Annotated in this window: 21 protein-coding genes; 18 read left to right on the plus strand and 3 right to left on the minus strand. The window is 59.3% G+C overall.

Annotation, left to right across the window (positions count from 1 at the left end; translation table 11 throughout):
- Positions 1-6 precede the first annotated feature (6 nt).
- The 10 genes from CLG96_RS17165 to CLG96_RS19265 all read left to right on the plus strand — a co-directional run bounded on the left by CLG96_RS17165 (position 7) and on the right by CLG96_RS19265 (position 7,270).
- Entirely contained in the window at positions 7-1,548 is a 1,542-nt protein-coding gene (locus CLG96_RS17165; RefSeq protein ID WP_107969821.1) for a cation:proton antiporter, read from the plus strand.
- A 211-nt stretch (positions 1,549-1,759) separates the two neighbouring features.
- A complete protein-coding gene (locus CLG96_RS17170; protein ID WP_107969823.1) occupies positions 1,760-2,596 on the plus strand; it encodes an SDR family NAD(P)-dependent oxidoreductase in 837 nt (278 codons plus the stop codon).
- 48 nt (positions 2,597-2,644) lie between these two features.
- Positions 2,645-2,947 (plus strand): putative quinol monooxygenase, encoded by a 303-nt coding sequence (locus tag CLG96_RS17175; RefSeq protein WP_107969825.1) that lies wholly within the window; start codon positions 2,645-2,647, stop codon positions 2,945-2,947.
- A gap of 35 nt (positions 2,948-2,982) precedes the next feature.
- Entirely contained in the window at positions 2,983-3,714 is a 732-nt protein-coding gene (locus CLG96_RS17180) for an SDR family oxidoreductase (protein ID WP_107969826.1), read from the plus strand.
- A 12-nt stretch (positions 3,715-3,726) separates the two neighbouring features.
- On the plus strand, positions 3,727-4,107 hold the full coding sequence (locus tag CLG96_RS19255; protein WP_107969828.1) for an Atu4866 domain-containing protein: 381 nt from the start codon (positions 3,727-3,729) through the stop codon (positions 4,105-4,107).
- A gap of 107 nt (positions 4,108-4,214) precedes the next feature.
- Entirely contained in the window at positions 4,215-5,144 is a 930-nt protein-coding gene (locus tag CLG96_RS17190) for a helix-turn-helix domain-containing protein (RefSeq protein ID WP_207796740.1), read from the plus strand.
- Positions 5,145-5,303: 159 nt separating this feature from the next.
- Positions 5,304-6,053 (plus strand): SDR family oxidoreductase, encoded by a 750-nt coding sequence (locus tag CLG96_RS17195; protein WP_107969832.1) that lies wholly within the window; start codon positions 5,304-5,306, stop codon positions 6,051-6,053.
- Between the two features lie 75 nt (positions 6,054-6,128).
- Positions 6,129-6,680: a flavin reductase family protein gene (locus tag CLG96_RS17200; protein ID WP_107969834.1), complete on the plus strand. Its 552-nt coding sequence runs from the start codon at positions 6,129-6,131 to the stop codon at positions 6,678-6,680.
- Between the two features lie 17 nt (positions 6,681-6,697).
- Positions 6,698-6,940, plus strand: a complete 243-nt coding sequence (locus tag CLG96_RS19260; RefSeq protein ID WP_243395851.1) for a LysR family transcriptional regulator — start codon at positions 6,698-6,700, stop codon at positions 6,938-6,940.
- 69 nt (positions 6,941-7,009) lie between these two features.
- Positions 7,010-7,270, plus strand: a complete 261-nt coding sequence (locus tag CLG96_RS19265; protein WP_243395852.1) for a LysR substrate-binding domain-containing protein — start codon at positions 7,010-7,012, stop codon at positions 7,268-7,270.
- A gap of 516 nt (positions 7,271-7,786) precedes the next feature.
- Here the strand turns inward: CLG96_RS19265 and CLG96_RS17210 are convergent.
- Complete coding sequence (locus CLG96_RS17210) at positions 7,787-8,281, minus strand: DoxX family protein (protein ID WP_341476960.1); 495 nt, start codon at positions 8,279-8,281, stop codon at positions 7,787-7,789.
- Between the two features lie 123 nt (positions 8,282-8,404).
- Positions 8,405-9,328 carry a LysR family transcriptional regulator gene (locus CLG96_RS17215; RefSeq protein ID WP_207796744.1) on the minus strand — a complete coding sequence of 308 codons (924 nt, stop codon included), beginning with the start codon at positions 9,326-9,328 and terminating at the stop codon, positions 8,405-8,407.
- Between the two features lie 120 nt (positions 9,329-9,448).
- On the opposite strand from CLG96_RS17215, the gene CLG96_RS17220 reads away from it, so the two are divergent.
- The 8 genes from CLG96_RS17220 (at position 9,449) to CLG96_RS17255 (ending at position 15,856) form a co-directional block, all read left to right on the plus strand.
- Positions 9,449-10,360: a pirin family protein gene (locus CLG96_RS17220; protein WP_107969837.1), complete on the plus strand. Its 912-nt coding sequence runs from the start codon at positions 9,449-9,451 to the stop codon at positions 10,358-10,360.
- A gap of 66 nt (positions 10,361-10,426) precedes the next feature.
- Entirely contained in the window at positions 10,427-11,023 is a 597-nt protein-coding gene (locus CLG96_RS17225; RefSeq protein WP_107969839.1) for an NADPH-dependent F420 reductase, read from the plus strand.
- 94 nt (positions 11,024-11,117) lie between these two features.
- Complete coding sequence (locus CLG96_RS17230; RefSeq protein ID WP_107969841.1) at positions 11,118-11,888, plus strand: SDR family NAD(P)-dependent oxidoreductase; 771 nt, start codon at positions 11,118-11,120, stop codon at positions 11,886-11,888.
- A 124-nt stretch (positions 11,889-12,012) separates the two neighbouring features.
- Entirely contained in the window at positions 12,013-12,612 is a 600-nt protein-coding gene (wrbA, locus tag CLG96_RS17235) for an NAD(P)H:quinone oxidoreductase (RefSeq protein WP_107969843.1), read from the plus strand.
- 94 nt (positions 12,613-12,706) lie between these two features.
- Entirely contained in the window at positions 12,707-13,480 is a 774-nt protein-coding gene (locus CLG96_RS17240) for an SDR family NAD(P)-dependent oxidoreductase (protein ID WP_107969845.1), read from the plus strand.
- A gap of 18 nt (positions 13,481-13,498) precedes the next feature.
- Positions 13,499-13,933, plus strand: coding sequence for an ester cyclase (locus CLG96_RS17245; protein ID WP_107969847.1), 435 nt, complete (start codon positions 13,499-13,501; stop codon positions 13,931-13,933).
- Positions 13,934-13,943: 10 nt separating this feature from the next.
- On the plus strand, positions 13,944-14,897 hold the full coding sequence (locus tag CLG96_RS17250; protein WP_107969849.1) for a zinc-binding dehydrogenase: 954 nt from the start codon (positions 13,944-13,946) through the stop codon (positions 14,895-14,897).
- 197 nt (positions 14,898-15,094) lie between these two features.
- Positions 15,095-15,856, plus strand: coding sequence for an SDR family NAD(P)-dependent oxidoreductase (locus CLG96_RS17255; protein WP_107969850.1), 762 nt, complete (start codon positions 15,095-15,097; stop codon positions 15,854-15,856).
- 166 nt (positions 15,857-16,022) lie between these two features.
- Here the strand turns inward: CLG96_RS17255 and CLG96_RS17260 are convergent, their stop codons facing one another.
- Entirely contained in the window at positions 16,023-16,250 is a 228-nt protein-coding gene (locus tag CLG96_RS17260; RefSeq protein ID WP_107969852.1) for a DUF2274 domain-containing protein, read from the minus strand.
- Positions 16,251-16,356: the final 106 nt, after the last annotated feature.

A 16,356-nucleotide genomic window follows, 5' to 3' on the forward strand; every position in this document is an offset into this window, starting at 1 on the left:
ATACAGATGGCTCTCTTCGAGAACATGCTCATCCTCGTCCTCGTAGCAGTTGGATTGCTGCATGTGTCGCGACGATTGAGCATCCCATATCCGACAATGCTCGCTCTGGCAGGCTTACTTGTTGCGGCACTGCCCTGGGTTCCGGTCATTGAAATAGACCCACAACTGGCGTTGGCGCTCTTTATTGCACCGGCGCTCTTCGATGCAGCCTACGATTTTTCGCCTCGTGCGCTGAAAAGCAACTGGGCGCCGTTGCTGGCATTGGCGGCACTTGCCGTTGTTCTCACGACGGCCGCCGTTGCGTGGGTGGGTTTTGCCTTCGCGGGACTGCCTTTGGCTGCTGCAATTGCTTTGGGAGCGATTGTCGCACCTCCGGACGCTGCTGCAGCAACCGCAGTCCTTGCTCGTTTTCCATTGCCAAGGAGGACGATCGCAGTTCTCAAGGGAGAAAGCCTCTTCAACGACGCTGTCGCGCTCCTGATCCTAGGTGCCGCCGTCTCTGCAGCGACGCAACCCGAAATCTCAAGCCATCGGATTTCGATGATTCTGACCGCCGCTCCCGGCGGTGTTGCCCTGGGGATCGGTCTCGCTTTGTTCTATGTCCGTCTCGCGCCAAGTTTCGCGGGGACACTTGGTAGCCGACTACTGGAATTCGTAGCAACTTTCGGCGCCTGGGTCATCGCCGAGCGGTTGCACCTCTCCGCAATCCTGTCCGTCGTTGCGTTCGCCATGGCAGTGGCGCGTTATATGCCGGAACGGCAGTCGGCCCGCGATCGCGTCCATTCCTACGCTGTATGGGAAGCTGCGGTCTTTCTTCTGAACGTGCTCGCCTTCCTGCTTATGGGTTTACAGGCTCGCGCTATTGTAGCGCGCCTGGACGCAACCGAAATCTGGCACGCCTTGGGCTTCGCCGGCGCCGTTCTGGCGACAGTCGTCCTTGTCCGCATCGCTTGGGTGCTACTGTTCAATCGCGTCATGTATCGCGGAGCACGTGCAGCGCGGGGCTCCAACGTGCCGAGTCTGTCTCAAGGGTGCATCGTATCGTGGTGCGGCATGAGGGGGGTGGTGACGCTGGCGGCCGCTCTCTCTTTGCCGATCGACTTTCCCGCCCGCGATCTGATTGTTCTCAGCTCGCTTGCCGTCGTTCTCGGGACTCTGATCGGGCAAGGTCTCACGTTGGGGCCGCTGATACGGCTCTTTCACCTGAAACCGGACGACTCCTTCGGCGACGAAGTTGCCGTCACGCGCGTTGCTTTACTCGATGCCGCGCTACAGAGCCTTTCGGGCCTGGAAGGATCGGCGGCCTCGAATCTTCGTGAGGGTTACATCGCTGACCGAACTGTCGCCGCGCAGTACCGAGATCCCCGTGCCCTAAGCGAGGCGGATCAATTGCGTCGATTGACGCTCATAGAGATGCGGGCAACGTTGTCGAGCATACGGGGAGCCGGCACGATAGAAGACGATGTCTTCCATGCTATTCAAGAAGAGCTTGATTGGGCCGAACTGGCGGCCTCACCGCCTCATTGGCTTCAACTCGAAGAAACGTGATGCCAGAGCCGAAAGCCGGATCAGGCTCAGCATTTCAGATGCACCCCGAATCTCTTGGGTGCATTTTCTTCTGGGCATATCCATTATACCAATCCAGCTAACAAGCCATGTTGAAAGACATCGGATTATAAATCACAAACTCACAAACTAATCTCCTTTCCAGAGCCGGTGAGCCATTCAGGGCCTTCACCGCGAAGGAAAGGAGCAGGTCATGACCAATAGAGTCTGGTTCATCACCGGAATATCGAGGGGACTGGGATATGCCCTCGCGCATGCCGCGCTTGAGCACGGCGATCAAGTCATCGGTACGACACGCAGCGGGCGCGTACCGGACGGTCTTCCAGCGCATAACCTTGATGTCCTGCCGCTCGAGGCGGGCGACCCCACGTCGATCGAACATGCGTTCGCTTCGGCCTACGCGTTGCACGATCGCATCGATGTTCTGGTCAATAACGCGGGGTACGGCCTTCTCGGGCCGGTCGAAACCGCCTCCGATCAGGAGGTGCGAGACATCTTCAATATCAATCTCTTCGCCCCGCTCGCGATTATTCGTCACGCGCTCCCCAAGATGCGCGACCAAGGGCGCGGGCACATCATCAATATCTCGTCGATTGCTGGCATCGCTCCCGCTCCCGGCTCAGGCATCTATGCCGGAACGAAGGCGGCGCTCTCAGCCATCTCCTATGCTCTCGCACAAGAACTGGCGCCGTTCGGGCTTTGGGTGACATCCGTCGAGCCGGGCTCATTCCGCACCGATTTTCTTTCCAGCCGCTCGGTTCTCCGGACGGGGTCGAACGTCGACGACTACGCCGCGACCAGTGGACGGGCAGTTGATGGACTCCTGACCAAAGACGGCAAGCAGGCTGGCGACCCACGTCGGGGAGCGCTTGCCATCCTCGAAGCCGTCAATGCCGACGAGCCGCCGCTCGATCTGCTGCTGGGCAGCGACGCGCTCCAGCGTGCTCAAACCCGCCTCGATCGCTTTGATGACGACCTGCGGCGGTGGGAGGACGTCAGCCGCGGCACCGATTTCCGGGAAATGGCATAGCCCGCCAGCCTAACTCGAATTCATCCCGCTTTCAAAAGGAGTACGGCAATGTCGAACTTCACAAACCTGGTATTCATTCGTGCCAAGGCAGGCCGTTCCGAAGACCTTGGCAAGGCTCTTCTGTCTCTGGTCGCACCATCCCGCGCGGAAGATGCCTGCCTTTCCTATGACGTTCATCATTCAAACGACGATCCGGACTTGAGGATGGTCTATGAAAACTGGCGGTCTGCCGGCGATCTCGACGGGCACTTCGCGCTTCCGCACATGCAGGCTTTCGTCGCCCGGATACCCGATCTGGTCGAGGGCGATCTCGATCTGCGCAGCTTCACGCGGCTCTCTGACGCCGCCTGACTCCCCCCAACCAACTTCAAAGAAAGGATCATCCCATGAGCAATATCGCAAACAAGATCGTTCTCATCACAGGCGCCAGCAGCGGCATTGGTGAGGCGACAGCCCGAGCACTTGGCAAAGCCGGAGCCGTAGTTGTGCTCGGCGCGCGGCGAACGGATCGCCTCGAAAATCTGGCCGCCGAGATTACCGCTGCCGGCGGCAAGGCTATCTATAAGAGCCTGGATGTCACATCACGCGAAGATGTCCAAGCCTTCGCCGATGCGGCGCTCGATACCTTCGGACGCATTGACGTCATCGTCAACAATGCCGGCGTCATGCCACTTTCACCGATGGCATCCCTGAAAGTGGACGAGTGGGACCGGATGGTCGACGTCAACATCAAGGGCGTCCTTTACGGGATTGCGGCTGTGCTGCCGGCCATGAACCGTCAGGGCACCGGCCAGGTCATCAATGTCTCATCCATCGGTGGCCTCACCGTTTCACCGACGGCTGCGGTCTACTGTGCCACCAAATACGCGGTGCGTGCAATTTCCGACGGGCTGCGTCAGGAGAGCGACAAGATCCGCGTGACCTGCGTTTATCCAGGCGTGGTAGAATCCGAGCTGGCCAATTCCATCACCGATTCCGCCGCTGCGGAAGCGATGATCGCCTATCGCCAGATCGCATTGAAGCCCGAGGCCATTGCTGACGCAATCGCTCATGTGATCGGTCAGCCCGCCGATGTCGACACCAGCGAAATTGTCATTCGCCCCACCGCCAGCGCTTGAGCGGAGGCCGGGATGTCACCCGAAAACCACTTTCAACTCGCAACCGCCGCTGTCGTTGCAGGGCTTCTTGCGTGCATAACGACGGCCTCGGCCCAGGAAGGATATACGCAGATGAACAATGCTCGAACGTCGGCCTCCGTGCCTGACCAGACCCACCCCTATGTCGGCATGTGGATCACGGAGGATGGTCACATTCGCCATAACCTGCTGCCGAATGGTCGCTATGATGAAGCACGCGGTCGTCGGGAGAGTGCCTATCAGGGACATTACGAGGTTCGCGGCAATCATATCGACTATTGGGATGATACCGGGTTCACCGCCGATGGCGAATTCATCGAGGGTGTTCTCTATCATGCCGGCATGGTCCTGTATCGCGCCGGAAAAACGCCATGATAATCGCAAGAAGCCAATTACTCTGTTCTATGTAGTTCGGGATGATATCAATATCATCAGTGTTACATTTCTATGAAGTCGGAATCCACAACGTAAGGGAGGCGATATTGGCTTCGAACGAACCGTCCAGTCCGCCGTCCACCCCTGAGCGGACCTCCCCGATCGGGCTCGAAAGCTATATCAGCGGGACCACGTTGATTAGCGGCGACGGACCGGCGTGGAAAGACGTCTTCGTGCAGGTCTTCTCTCGTCACCGGGTTCAACACCCTTTCCTGGTTCCCGCCGTCGCCGAGCCGCTCATCGTCTGGGTCATGTCGGGTAGTGCCACCGTCGAAGAACGGGATCTTGGAGGTGACTGGGCGGTGAATCGCGTGAGCGTCGGCGATTTCTTCCTGACGCGATCACCTGCTCCCTATGAAATGCGATGGCAGGCTGACGGTGATCAGGCATTTCAGGTGATGCACCTCTATGTCTCTGTCCCACTGTTCGAAAAGGTGGTGCGAGAGATGCTGGAAAAGGCCGGTGGCAACGTCACCTTGAAGGATATCTCCGGTGGTCGGGACACGACTATCTCGCATATCCTGAACCTCCTTCATGGAGAATTGGTCGCGGAAAACAGTGGCAGCGCACTGTTTGTCGAAGGACTGGCGCAGAGCCTGGCCGTGCATCTCGTGCGCCACTATGCGGTTGCAGATACCGAAGCGCGTGCCCGAAACGCCTTGCCCGGCTCCAAACTGCGACGGGCGATTGCCTTTATGGCAGCCCGGCTCGATCAGCCATTTGATCTGCACAGCCTGGCCCATGCGGTGGGAATGAGCGAGTTCCATTTCAGCCGGCTCTTCAAGAAGGCGACGGGCCTTTCTCCATCGCTCTACTTCATTCGCCAGCGGGTGGCCAAGGCGCAGCAACTGCTGCAGGAAACCGACACCAGCATCATCGAGATCGGAATGACCGTCGGCTACTCCAGCCCCAGCCATTTCGCGCAGATCTTCCGCCGTGAGACCGGCCTTTCGCCAACCGATTACCGCCGCGGTTGAAGCGTCAAGCTCGTCCGAAGTCGGAAACGAGCAAAATCCCGACAGCCTCCGCAAAGCGCCGGGAGAGAGAAAAGCCGAGGTCTTCTAGATTTCTCCTTGTCGAACGCGAACGCCTTTCCGCTTCCCGGAAAGAGTTCGAAAGCAACAAGGAGACAAGCCATGACGAACATCAATGGAAAAGTCGCGCTGATTACCGGCGCATCGAGCGGTATTGGCGCGGCGACGGCCCTCAAGCTGGCTTCTGCGGGCGTCAAGGTCGGCATCGCTGCCCGGCGCACCGATCGCCTCGAAGCTCTGAAAACCGAAATCACGAAAAAGGGCGACGAAGCTCTCGTGATCGAAATGGACGTGGTCGATCCCGCCTCCGTCGAAACTGGCGTCAGTAAGCTGGTCGATGCCTACGGCTCGATCGACATTCTCTTCAACAATGCCGGTCTGATGCCGCTCTCCGATGTTGACCAGTTCAAGACCAGCGAATGGCACCGCATGGTCGACGTCAACGTCAAGGGCTTGCTCAACACGACGGCGGCCGTGCTGCCGCAAATGATCAAGCAGCATTCCGGTCACATCTTCAACACATCCTCGATCGCCGGCCGCAAGGTCTTCAAGGGGCTGTCGGTCTATTGTGCGACGAAGCACGCCGTTACCGCTTTCTCCGATGGCCTGCGCATGGAGGTCGGGCAGAAGCACAACATCCGCGTCACCTGCATCCAGCCCGGCGCAGTCGCCACCGAGCTTTATGACCAGATCACGGATGCCGGTTACCGCCAGCAGATGGACGATCTAGCCAAGCAGATGACCTTCCTGCAGGGGGCGGATATCGCCGAGACCATCCTGTTCGCGCTTCAGGCGCCGGCCCACGTCAACGTTGCGGAACTCTTCGTTCTGCCGATCGACCAGGGCTGGTAAGCGCCCAACCCACACACAACAAAACGTCTGCCTTCCCGTCGTTGACGGGAAGGTCGAGGATCAAGGAACTCCATCATGAACGAATTGCCAGCCTCGCAGGCTTATCGCCTGCTCGAGCCAGGTCCGATCGTGCTCGTGACGACCAGCCAGAACGGAAAACCCAACATCATGACGATGGGTTTCCACATGATGATCCAGCACGCTCCACCATTGATCGGCTGCATCATTGGCCCTTGGGATCATAGCTACAGCGCTCTGAGAGCAACCGGCGAATGCGTCATTGCCATCCCGACGGTCGATCTCGCGGAAGTGGTCGTCGATATCGGCAACTGCTCAGGCGACGCCGTCAACAAATTTGATCGCTTTGATTTGACACCGCAGCCAGCCAGCGACGTGGCAGCGCCGCTGATCAAGGAGTGCCTCGCGAATATCGAATGCAGGGTCGCCGATACCAGCCTCGTTGATGAGTACAATCTTTTCATCCTCGAAGCCGAGCGGATCTGGATCGACGCGGGCCGAAAGGAACAGCGAACAATGCATCATCGTGGTGACGGCAGCTTCACCGCCGATGGAGATGTGCTCGACCTGCGCGAGCGCATGGTGAAATGGCGCCACTTGCAGCGCTGACGCCCTTCAATAGTGAAATGAATGGCTCCGCGCACATCCCCTTTGAACTCCGTCATCTACGCTACTTTGTGGCGGCTGCCGACCATGGAAGCTTCCGAAAGGCAGGCGCTGCGCTCGGTGTCCAGGAGTCGGCGATCAGCCGGCGTATTCGAGATCTTGAGGACCGCTTGGGCGCATCGCTGTTTCACCGACACAGCGGCGGAGTTTTCCTGACCCAGGCTGGACAGCGTTTTTTGCGCCAGGCACGCAGAGCGCTCTGACACATCAGTGACGGCGCCAGGGATGTCGCCGCCATCGGCCGCAGTGAAGCGGGTCAAGTACGAGTTGGGATCTTTTCGTCCCTAGCCTCGGGGTTCCTCTCTGACCTGTTGCGATCTTACGATCAGCGCCATGCAGGCGTGCGGATCGAACTGATCGACGGCCATCCATCTGAACACGTCGCAGCTATCCGGCAATTCCAGCTCGACATAGCATTTGTTACTGGAACGCATGAATGGCCGGAATGCGACGTCGCGCATCTTTGGTATGAAAGGGTGTTCGCGGTGCTTCCCGAAAGGCATAAACTCACTGAAAAGGAAGAGCTGGAGTAGCACGACCTTGCTCATGAGATTTTCATTGTGAGCGAGGCAGCACCTGGTCAGGAAATACATGACTATCTGGTGCAGCGATTGGTGAACTTGGGGCGACACTCAGAGATTCATTCGCAGTTTGTTGGTCGGGACAATCTTCTATCGCTCGTTGCGATAGGACGTGGCCTGACGCTGGCGAGCGAAGCGACCACAGCGGCTCAACTGCCGGGTATTGCCTATCGGCCAATCAAGGCAGAGGTGCTGCCGTTCGGTGCCGTCTGGTCGCCAAAGAACGATAATCCCGCACTACGACGCTTGCTGAGTATGGCGAGAACACTATCGCGAAAGGGATTCCAACCGTCGTAGTTAACCAGATTTCCGCGGGCCAATGATACTCAGCGAGCCCGTCGGGCTTTCGCGGTGCCTCGTTCGATAGCAACCAGCCGCTCCAGCATGAGAACGGAGGGGCTCACCGTGGCTTGGCTGAGATTGGAGCAAGGCCGGAAGGAATATCTGGAACCCCCTCCGGCCCAATCCTTAGTGGGTGCGAGCGTCGAGGCTGAAGCGTCCGGCGCCAAACGCCACGATTTGCAGCAGTCCGCCGACAATCGATATGTTCTTGAAAAAATGAAAGAACTGATTCTGGTCGGCGAGGTTGGCATGGAAGGCGAGCGCGGTGGCGAGGGTGAACAGCGCCATCACTGCGGCGACGAGGCGAGTGCGATAGCCGACGATAAGGGCGATGCTCCCTATCACTTCGACAAGAATGGCAGCCGCAAAACCGAGCGGGGCGAGAGGCAGCCCCGAGCTTGCGATCATCCCGATAGTAGCGGCGGGAGCCGAGAGCTTGGAAATACCCGAGAGCAGAAAGAGTGGAGCAATGAGGAGGCGCCCGGCCAACGGTGCGAACGATTGGATAGCTCCGACGGTGGAAGCGGTGTTGGACAATTTCGAAGATACGGTGGCGGTCTGTGACATGACGATTTCTTTCCTGAGACCGCGCTCCCCCATGGAGCGCTGCTGCAGGATCAATTTGGCAGTTCACCCTTTGTCGAAATAGACGAATAGTATCGACGATTAGGTTCGACAAATTCGAACCGCCGCTCGTAACCGGGGCGGACCGCTCGATTGCGACGGCAGTAGCCCAGCGCCACGTCAGCCCACTGTTCCAGTTTCGGCATCGTCACATTTCGCCTGAAATCGAAAGCGCTCGATCAACCATCTGCCCGCCGGCCCCGGCGGCGTGTCCGTGCGATAGATGGCGTCCATGACATAGTAGCCTTCAATGCTGTCCGGCATATCGAGGTGGACCAATCGGCCGGCGATGAGATCGTCCCGAACCATCGGCTCGGGCATGTTTCCCCACCCAATCCCCGCCTTCAGCAACATATGCTTGGAACTGAGGTCGGCCAGGCGCCAGGTGCTCGTTCCAACAACCGCCATATCTCTGCCTTTGGTGAATTCTGATCGGTCGGTGAGAACGAGCTGAACATGCTCACGACCTGCACCGGGTTGACTCTCTTCGGCACTGGCAAGCGGATGACCGGGCGCGGCAACAGGAATCATATGAACGCTGCCAATGCCAATCTTCTCGATTCCATCGACCGTGACCAACGGACCGGCGACACCAATGGTTGCCACCCGATCAAGGACCAGCCGCGTGACGGCGCCAAGGGATTCCACATAGAGATGGAGGTTGACCGTCGGGAAATGCTCTCGAAAGCTGATCAGGGCATCAACCACCCGATGCTCGGGAAGCAACGTGTCAAGGACGATATGCAGTTCCGACTCCAGTCCCTGCAGCATTCCTTTCGACTTGGCCCGCAGATTATCGATCCCGTTGGCGACACGTCTCGCTTCGGCCAGAACCATGCGTCCGGCCTCTGTAAGCTGTGGTTTGCGCGTGGTTTCGCGATCAAAAAGGGTCAGGCCGAGCTGCGCCTCGAGGTTCGCGATCGAATAGCTGATGACGGACGTGGCGCGGTTCAGCTTGCGCGCCGCACCGGCAAAACTGCCCACATCGACAACGGTAAGCAGGACTTTGAGTTGGTCGAGTGTGGGTGTACCTGGCTCTGATATCATGCCGATTTCCTAGAACGTAAATGCCTATCTTATGCCGGTTTTTTCGTTCGTCTACCAGGCATAGGTTCTCCTCATCACAAAGATCACAGGCTTTCGAGCCCAGATGAGGAAAAGTCCATGAGCATCCAGTCTAACAATTCTCAAGTTGACCAGGTCCTGCTTCCGTCCGTGCGCGATCTGGGCGATTTTCAAGTTCGCAGGGCTTTGCCGTCGGCGCACCGCCGTATGGTTGGCCCGTTCATCTTCCTCGACAGCTTCGGTCCGGCCGTTTTTCGCGAAGGTGCAGGCGTCGATACTCGCCCTCATCCGCATATCGGTCTCGCCACGCTCACCTATCTGATCGAGGGAGAGATGGATCACCGCGACAGCGAGGGCTATTTCCAGACCATCCGTCCGGGCGAAGTCAACTTGATGACTGCGGGGCGCGGTATCGTCCACTCCGAGCGCAGCGGCCCCGATTTTCGGGCACGCGAAGACCGGATGTTCGGCTTCCAAGCGTGGCTTGCCTTGCCGTTGGCGCTGGAAGAGACCGATCCCGGCTTTAGACACGTAAGCGCAAATGCGATCCCCATCATTGACGATCACGGCGCTCACATTCGGCTGCTGGCGGGCAGTCTCGGAGGAGTGACATCACCCACGCCAATCTTCTCCGATACCCTGTACGCCGATGCTGTCCTCGCCGGCGGCAAAACGCTCAAACTCGCATCTGACCATATCGAACGCGCTGCCTACGTCGTCGAGGGCGAAATCGAAGTGTCGGGTCAGACGGGCCGGTTCGGAAAGGATCGTCTGGTCGTCTTCAAGCCTGATGCGGAGATCATCCTGAAAGCTGTCGGGCCGACGCGCCTGATGCTTCTGGGCGGCGAGCCGCTTGAGGGCGAGCGGCACATCTACTGGAACTTTGTATCCAGTCGCAGGGAGCGCATCGAGCAGGCCGCCGACGACTGGCAAGGCGGCAGATTTCCCATCGTGCCGGGCGATCCCGAATTCATTCCTCTTCCCTCGGCAAAGCCGCGCCAGGCGGCGTGAACCGCGCGTTGCTTTGCAAGCCTCACCACAAATGACCCGACGAACAATCTACGAAAGGAAATTTCCATGACTTACGCAATCATCGGTGCCGGTGCGATCGGCACGGCACTCGCGCGCCAATTCGCCCGCAAATCCATCCCGGTCAAAATCGCCAACAGCCGTGGTCCGGCGTCGATTGTGGCGCTTGCGAGCGAACTTGGCGCAAACATCCAGCCGGCCGAACTCACCGAGGCACTGGCGGCCGATGTTGTCATCCTCGCCGTCCCCTTCACCGCTGTCGAAGACACGGTTAAAGCAGCCGGCCCCTGGAACGGCCGCATCGTGATCGACGCCACCAACGCCATCAATTTCACCGATTTCTCTCCAGCCGATCTCGGAGGCAGGCTTTCGAGCGAAATCGTCGCGCAGGCTGTTTCTGGCGCCCGCCTGGTGAAGGCGTTCAACACACTGCCGGCCGCCGTGCTTGCGGACGTGCCCGACGGCCCGAATGGTCGGCGCACGATCTTCGTATCGAGCAATGATACCACTGCATCGAAGACGGTGGAGGGACTGGCCGATAGTCTCGGCTTCGCCCCGATAGCCCTCGGAAAGCTCGCAGAGGGCGGCCGACTTCAGCAGTTCGGCGGCGCACTGATGGTTCACAGCCTGATCAAGCAGGGCTGAAGGCGCAGCGAGCATTCAACCCAAACACATTATCCAGAAACACCTCAAGAACCGCACGGCCGCGGAATGCGTTCGCGCGCCCAGGAGATAGACAATGAGCGATATTTTGAAAGATAAGACGGTCGTCGTTACCGGAGCATCGAGCGGCATCGGGCGGGCAATCGCCGTCGCGGCAGCGCGGCACGGGGCCAAGGCCGTGATCGTCTCGGACATTACGGAGACACCGCGCGAAGGCGGCGCTCCGACCACATCCGAGATCGAAGCTCTCGGCGTACCAGCACGCTTCTTCAAGGCCGATGTTTCGAGTCGTGCCGACAATGATGCTCTGGTTGCCGCGGCAGATGAATTTGGCGGCGTCGACGTGATGGTGCTGAATGCCGGCATTTCGCTCCGCTCCGATGGTGCCGACGTCAGCGAAGAGGACTATCGACGGCTGATGTCCATCAACCTCGATGGGACGCTATTCGGGGCGCAAGCCGCTGCCACGCAAATGAAGGCACACGGGAAGGCAGGCAGCATCGTCCTCATGGCCAGCATGGGCGGCATTGTCGGCGCCGGCATCACCGTGGCGTACTCGACGAGCAAGGGCGGCGTTGTCCTCATGGCGAAAGCCCTTGCTGATGCGCTCGGCCCGGACGGCATTCGCGTGAACGCCATCGCCCCTGGGACCATCGATACCGAGCTGCTGCGCAAGACGCCCAACATCGCTGCTGCCAGCGAGGGCTTTCGCCAGCGCACGCCGCTGAGGCGGCTCGGGCAGCCGTCGGAAATCGGCGACGCCGTCGCGTTCCTGGGATCGGATCTATCGAGCTATGTCACGGGCATCGCGCTTCAAGTCGATGGCGGTCTGCTCGCCGTGATCTGAGCCCTTACCGATTTTTTCGAACCTATCACTCGATCGTATTCGGATTTCCAAAGCGATCGATGGACGGCAGAAATGCCCAGCAAGCCAGTTCAAAACCACCCCCTTACGAAAGGAAGAATTCATCATGGCCAAAGTACTCGTGCTTTATTACTCGTCCTATGGGCACATCGAGAGCATGGCGAATGCTATTGCCGAGGGCGCCCGCGCCGCTGGTGCGACCGTCGATATCAAGCGCGTGCCGGAAACGGTTCCCGAAGAGATCGCGACGAAAGCGCATTTCAAGCTCGATCAGGCGGCACCGGTCGCCAGCGTCGCTGACCTCGAACATTATGATGCGATCATCGTTGGCACCGGCACGCGCTTTGGCCGGATGTCGAGCCAGCTGGCTGCCTTCCTCGATCAGGCCGGCGGATTGTGGGCCCGCGGCGCCCTGAACGGCAAAGTTGGCGCGGCGTTCACGTCGTCCGCGACGCAACATGGCGGGAACGAGACGACGCTTTTCTCGATCATCACCAACCTGCTGCACTTCGGTATGACAATCGTTGGTCTGCCCTACAGCCATGCAGGCCAGATGACGGTCGAAGAGATCGTGGGTGGCGCTCCCTATGGCGCAACGACTGTGGCCGGCGGCGACGGCGCGCGCCAGCCTTCGGCGATCGAGCTGGACGGCGCACGTCATCAGGGCGAAATCGTCGCGAAGACGGCGGCCAGACTTTTCGGCTGATCCAATAAAACCGGCCACATAGCCGGGACGCTCCAACTGAAATCAACAAACCAGCTCATGCGAAGCGACGCCCTCCCTTCGCAAAGGAGGAACCATGTCCGAGGACTTCAAAGACAAAGTGGTGCTTGTGACCGGCGCCGGCTCTGGGATCGGGCGCGAAGCCGCCCGATTGTATGCCGCCAGAGGCGCCCAGGTCTTCGGCGCCGATCTGAACGAAGCCGGGCTCGTCGAAACCGAGGCTCTCATCCGATCTGCAGGCTGGTCCATCGACACGCGAAGGACCGACGTCTCTCGTGAGACGGACGTGAAAGTGCTCATCGACCATGTTCAGCAAAGCGCTGGCCGACTGGATATCGCTTTCAACAATGCCGGCATTACGGGCGGCACTCATCGTATCGAGGAGTATCCGGTCGAAGAGTTCGACAGGGTCATCGCGGTCAACCTGCGCAGTGTCTTTCTCGGCATGAAGCATGAGATCCCCGCAATGCTCCGGGCCGGCGGCGGCGTGATCGTCAACACCGCATCGGTGGCCGCTCTGACGGGACCGGGCGGTATGAGCGCCTACGCGGCCTCTAAACACGGCGTTCACGGCCTCACACGGGTCGCGGCCATGGAAAATGCCGCGCGCGGCATTCGGGTCAACGCTTTGGCGCCGGGATGGACCGAGACGCCCATGGTGGTCGCCAACAGCGCTCAAAACCCCGCCTTCGCGGAACTGGCACGGACGGCAATCCCAGCGAAACGAGGTGGGCAGCCGCAGGAACTCGCGGAGGCCGCGCTTTGGTTGAGCTCGAACGCCTCGAGCTATCTCTTCGGTCAAATGCTGGTGGTCGATGGCGGCATGACCATCGGCGGCTTTGAACTCTAACCTACGAAGGAAAATCCCATGACGCAGGACATTAGTGAGCAGGCAAAAGCGGTTATCCGTCGCAATACGGAGGAAGTTCAGGGCGGAGGCGATTGGGCGCTCTTCGACACGCTGTTCTCCGACGACTTTTACGACCATACCCCCCAGCCGGGCATGGCGCGCGATAAAGCAAACGTTCTTGGGCTGTATAAGCGCCTGCGCGTCGCGTTTCCTGATTTCAGGCCGGAAATCCATTGGCAGCGCGCAGATGGCGATGTCGTAACGACCTTCAAGACCTATCACGGCACGCATCTGGGTGATTTTCTCGGCGTTCCGGCCACCGGCAAGAAAGTGAGCTTCGAAACCGTTGACGCGATGCGCGTGGTGGACGGCAAGATCACCGATCACTGGGGCGTGGCAAACCTCTATTGGGTTCTCCAGCAGCTCGGCGTGATCGCGCCACTGACGAAGTGAGGAGCGCGCCATGACCACCGTCATACGCATGTACAAAGCTGGCGATCCGTCAGTCCTCGTTACTGAAGAGGAGGAGGTCGGGCATCCCGGTGCCGGACAGGTCAAGCTTCGTCACGAAGCCATCGGCGTGAACTTTGTGGACACGATGTTCCGGTCCGGTGCCTTCGGGGCGCCGCTGCCATTCGTGACCGGCGTGGAAGCTGCCGGGATCGTCACCGAACTTGGCCCAGGGGTTCGCCAGTTCGAGGTTGGGGATCGCGTAGCCTATTTCTTCGCTCCCGGCGCCTATGCGGCAGAACGAGTGATCGATGTTGCTCCGCTCATCAGGATTCCCGACGATATCGCCACCGACATCGCGGCTGGCTTCCTGACCAAAGGCGTCACTGCCTGGCTCGCAGTCCGGCACCTCCATATGGTCAAACCGGGCGATACGGTACTGGTCCAGGGTGCGACCGGAGGTGTCGGTTCACTCGTTACGCGCTGGGCGAAAGCCCTAGGCGCGACCGTCATCGCCGTCGGGTCGGCAGCCAAGCTTGGAGGAATCGCGCACGAGGTCGATCATGCACTTGCCTCTGATGAGCCAAACCTGGGCCTCCGTATTCGCGCTGTCACGCCGCAAGGGGTCGACGTCGTTTATGAGTTTGTTGGGAAAGCGACTTTTCCAGCCTCGGTGAAAGCCGTGCGCGATGGCGGTGAGATTTTCACGATTGGGGCGGCATCCGGTTCGCCGGAGATTGATCAGGCTGAGTTAAGCGCGAGATCCGTCACGGTCGCTCATGCCAGCGCAGCGGCTACCGTAAAGGGGGCCATGCTCCAGCAGGCATCGACCGAACTTTTCGACCGGTGGAGAGAGGGCATTTTCGGCGAAATCGAGTTGCACCGTTATCGCTTGGTGGATGTCGCGCAGGCTCATCGCGATATCGCCAGCCGTAGCATCGGCCCGAATCCGATTCTGGTTCCCTGAGGCGCCGAAGGCGGGGGCGCACTACTCTATGCGAAGCTCCGCTTGATTTGAGCAAAATCCCGACAGGAGCCACAAGGCTCCGAGAGAAGCGCATGCTCGGCAGTGACATAAATGGCCAACGTCAAACGACGTGGCCAGATCGACAATAGGATCAGTGGTTTGGCTATGTTTTTTCTTGATCCTATCGGAGAAGAACCATGACCAAGGTCGCTCAAAATGTGAATGAAGTTGAAGGAAAGGTTGCTCTCGTGACCGGCGCCGCTAGCGGCATCGGGCGTGCCATCGCAGAATTGCTACATGCTCGTGGTGCCAAAGTAGTCGCGGAGGATATCGACCCGGCGGTCAAGGAACTTGAGCGCGAAGGCATCGTGACACTGGTCGCCGACATTACCCTCGATGGCGTCGCGGAACGAGCGGTTGCTCTTGCGGTCGACACTTTCGGTAGACTCGACATCCTCGTGAACAATGCCGGCCGGATTATCTACAAGAACCTGGTCGATCTTTCTCGCGAGGAGTGGGAATGGCAGATGCAGACCAACGTCACCGGCGCATTTCTGCATTCCCGTGAAGCGCAGAAGGCAATGATGAAGAACAAGTCGGGCGCGATCATTAACATCGCCTCCTACGCCTCCTACTTCGCGTTTCCTGGCATCTCGGCCTATACCGCATCAAAGGGTGCGTTGGCTCAGATGACGCGAACCCAAGCGCTCGAAGCGATCGAGCATGGCATTCGCGTCAATGCCATCGGCGTTGGCGACGTCGTCACGAACCTGCTCAACCACTTTCGGGAAGATGGACGTGAATTTCTTGCCGAACACGGCAAGAACGCGCCGATCGGCCGCGCGGCTGACGCTGTCGAGATTGCTGAGATTGTGGCCTTCCTAGCGTCCGATCGGGCCAGCTTCATGGTCGGTTCGGTCGTCATGGCCGACGGTGGCATGAGTGTCGTCATCGGCTAGTGACGTAGGCAGGCCGGCTTCTCCAAGGCTACGGGGAAGCTGGCCTGCCGCCAGCCTTCAGCGCACTATGATCGCTGAGGAACGATAAATTCAGCCTGTCGTCGATCGCTGAGCTTTGCTCGAGGGGCGGCACGACCCGCTGAACCAGCCGGAGCGGAGTTTAGGATTAGCGAGTTTCCGTCGAGCGTTTAGCCTTAGCAAATCCCCGATCCGTCGCAATAAATCGCTGCAGCATAGGGACGATTAGCTTAGTGGGATCGGCGGGTGGCTGTCCGGCCTCGCGGCCGAGGATTTCGGCATAGGCGGTCAGGTCACGGTGCAGACTGACGGGCAGCTCCAGCGTGACCTTGACCGGCTTGTCATCGGCGATCGGGCCGAGCTTCAGTTTCGCCATGATCAACCTCCATAGGGTTCGAGCACTAGGGGCAATCGACATTCATCGTAACCAGATCATGACGGCGGCGAGGTGGGCGAAGCCTGTGAAGTGGACGGTGCGCCTG

The sequence above is a fragment of the Sphingomonas oleivorans genome, assembly GCF_003050615.1.
Classification (GTDB): Bacteria; Pseudomonadota; Alphaproteobacteria; order Sphingomonadales; family Sphingomonadaceae; genus Sphingomonas_H; species Sphingomonas_H oleivorans.